Below are 2,358 nucleotides of genomic sequence, written 5' to 3'. Positions count from 1 at the left end.
AGTTCGACGGTGCCCAGGCCGGCGCCGGTGGCGGCCGCCGTCAGCAGGACCCGGCGGACGACGGCGTCGCGCCGGCCCAGGCGCAGCCCGGCGAGCACGGTGGCCGGGACGCTGCGGACCACGGCGCGCGGTGCGGCGGGCGGGCGCTTCGGTTCGGACAGCGCGGCCGACACGTAGGCGATCAGGAGGAGTTCGAGGACGGCGGCCAGCAGCGGCGGCGTCGCGAGCGGCAGGACGGGGTGGGGGAGGTCGGAGAGCAGCCACGGCAGGGCCCCGCCGAGCAGGGTGCCGGCCGCCAGCGCGACCGAGCCGGTGGCGCTGCCCCGGGCCAGTCCGGGCCGCAGGTCGGCGTCGGGCCCGGACCGGGCGCGGACCGTGTCCACGTACCAGGCCTCGGCCGGGCCGCTGGCCAGTGCCCGTCCGGCGCCCATCAGCGCCATGCCGAACAGCAGCACCCCGTAGGCGTCGGCGAGCGCGATCAGGGTGAAGGCGGCGAGGTCGAGCAGTCCGGCCGCGGCGAGCACCGGGCGGCGTCCGATCACGTCGGAGAGTCCGCCGGTGGGGAGTTCGAGCGCGGCGGTGGTGAGCGAGTGGACGGCGTACAGGCCGGCCACGGCGCCGAGTCCGAGGCCGCGCGCGGTGAACAGCAGCACCAGCGGGGCGGTGGCCAGGCCGAGCGGCAGCCAGAACAGCAGAGTGACCGTCAGATACCGTCGGCGGACGGCGAGTTCGCTCGCCGATGAGGATGGTGGGCTGCTCATTCGGCTGCTCCTGGTCGGACGGTCACGGCGGATGAGTGGTGTGAGGATAGCGGCGGCGGGCGGTCCGCGCGGAGGGGTTCGGCACGCTCCCGCCGGTGGAGGACCGCCACGAGGATGAGGCCGTGCTGCGGTGGGCCCTCCCGGAGGTGGAGGGCGGATCCGACCGTCGGCGCATGGGCCGATGGTCGGTGTGCGTGCTAGCTTCCGGCACATGGGATTACGTGGGGCACGTGGGGTGGCGGCGCAGCAGGCGATCGAGGGTCTCCGTGAGCTCGCCGGAGCGGGTCTGACGGCCGAGAAGGTGTTCCGCAGAGCCGACGAACTGCTGCGCGGGGTCCTGGAGTACGACGCGGTCTGCTGGCACTCCGCGGACCCGGCGAGCGGGCTGGTGACCTCGGTGCTGAGCGACGACCTGAGCCTGGAGGGCTTCGAGGACGCGGTGCGCCTGGAGGTGTGGGAGGACGACGTGGCGACCTTCCCCAAGATCCGGCACAGCGGGGTCCGGGCGGAGACGCTGAGCCGGGTGACCCGGGGGCGGACGGCGGACAGCACCCGGTTCCGTGAGCAGATCGGTCCGGCCGGGTTCGGCGACGAGCTGCGCGCGGTGTTCGACGCGCACGGCGGGATGTGGGGCTGCGCGGCGTTCATGCGGGCGGCCGACCGGGGGCCGTACCTGGGCCGCCAGCGCGAGTTCGCCGAGCTCGCGGCCCGGCACCTGGGCAATGCGCTGCGGGCCTGTCACGTCCCGTCCGGCGGTGGGGACGAGACGGCCGGTGGTGCGGGACTCGGCCTCGGCGAGCGGCATGAGCCGGACGCGGGGCCGGCGGTCCTGGTGCTCGGCCCGTCGAACCGTCCGCTCGCGCTGTCCGGGCCGGCCGAGGAGTTGCTCTCCCGGCTCGCGGATCCGAGCCGGACCTCGCTCGGGGTGCCGACCGCCTTCGCGATGGCCGCCGAACAGGCCCGCCGGGCGGCCGTCGGCCTGCCGGTGCCGCAGTCGAAGATCCGGGTGCAGGACCGGGGCGGCCGCTGGTTCGTGCTGCACGGCTCGGCGCTGCAAGGCGGCGCCGGGGGCGAGGTGACGGTGGTGGCGTCCCCCGCGACGCCCGCCGACGCGATGCCGCTCTACCTCTCCGCGTACGGGCTGACGGCGCGCGAGCAGGAGGTGGCGCTGCTGCTGGTGCGCGGGTGCGACACCCGGGACGTGTCGCGGCTGCTGGCGATGAAGCCGTACACGGTGCAGGACCACCTCAAGTCGGTGTTCGCGAAGGCCGGGGTGGCCAGCCGGCGGGAGCTGGTCGCGCGGATCATGCTCGGGGGCGGGGCGGGGTAGGCCGTGCGGGGGCGGTTCGGCGTACGGGCGCGGGGGTGGGGCGGCGGTGTACGTTCTGACGGGTCGGCAGCGTCCGGGGTCCGTCGGGTCGACGGGAACCACCGTTCGTTAGCTGACTACGGGGGACTCCGCGCGGGGTCCGCCAGGCCGTCCGGAGGGGGCCAGCTATGAGTGTGGAGGAGACCGCCGGTCCGGCGGGCAGCGGTGAGACCGGCGGGGGTTCCGGCGGCAGTTCCGGCGGGACTTCGGGTGCGGCTTCGGGTGCGG

The 2,358-nt window shown here is 75.6% G+C and carries 1 protein-coding gene and 1 pseudogene; one reads left to right on the top strand and one right to left on the bottom strand.

Annotated features, from left to right (window positions below; all coding sequences use genetic code 11):
* Nucleotides 1-761 (bottom strand): annotated as a pseudogene (locus AB0N76_RS39695) (MFS transporter); the annotation flags it as partial.
* 211 nt (nucleotides 762-972) lie between these two features.
* Here AB0N76_RS39695 and AB0N76_RS39690 point away from each other — a divergent pair.
* A complete protein-coding gene (locus tag AB0N76_RS39690) occupies nucleotides 973-2,091 on the top strand; it encodes a helix-turn-helix transcriptional regulator (protein WP_363565726.1) in 1,119 nt (372 codons plus the stop codon).
* The last annotated feature ends 267 nt before the right edge of the window (nucleotides 2,092-2,358 follow it).

It is taken from the genome of Kitasatospora sp. NPDC093806 (assembly GCF_040683335.1).
GTDB lineage: Bacteria > Actinomycetota > Actinomycetes > Streptomycetales > Streptomycetaceae > Kitasatospora.
The sequence above is the reverse complement of the archived record's forward strand: the minus strand, read 5'-3'. Positions and strand labels throughout refer to the sequence as shown.